This window comes from Streptomyces sp. NRRL B-24572 (genome assembly GCF_002156145.1).
In the GTDB taxonomy this organism is placed as follows: Bacteria; Actinomycetota; Actinomycetes; order Streptomycetales; family Streptomycetaceae; genus Streptomyces; species Streptomyces vietnamensis.
Genome location: NZ_MWIG01000368.1, coordinates 3,452 through 3,910, shown reverse-complemented (window position 1 = coordinate 3,910; position 459 = coordinate 3,452). Strand labels below are relative to the sequence as shown.

Below are 459 nucleotides of genomic sequence, written 5' to 3'. Positions count from 1 at the left end.
GAGGACGGCGACGGCCGCGACCCCGGCGACGGTGGCACGGCGCAGCGGGGTCCACCGCCCGGCTGCGTCGGGCGCGCCGGGCTGCGAGGGGTCGCCGGGCCGGGAGCCCCCGCCGGGCCCCGGGGAGACTCCGGGCCCCGGGGACGCGCCCGGCTGCGAGGACGCGTGGGCGGCGTACTCCATCGCCGGGCCGTCCGTGCGCGAGGCCGCGACCACCAGGGGCGGGACGAGGCCGATGCCGACGAGGAGGCCCTCGACGGGGGCGAGGCCGCTGCGGCCGCTCGCGCGGGAGGTGCAGGCGGCGCAGGTGCGCAGATGGCGGGCGATCCGCTTGCGCCAGAGCGGGGAGGGCCGGCCGTCCCAGGCCGTGAGGATCTCCGTGAGCTCCGGGCACGGCGGCAGCGCGTCCAGGGCGCGGACCACGGCGCGGCCGGTGTCCAGGCGTTCCTTCATCCGCTG

At 80.8% G+C, this 459-nt stretch carries 1 pseudogene; it reads right to left on the bottom strand.

The annotated features are described in order from the left end of the window. A pseudogene (locus CCN56_RS44750) lies at positions 1-459 on the bottom strand (zf-HC2 domain-containing protein); the annotation flags it as partial.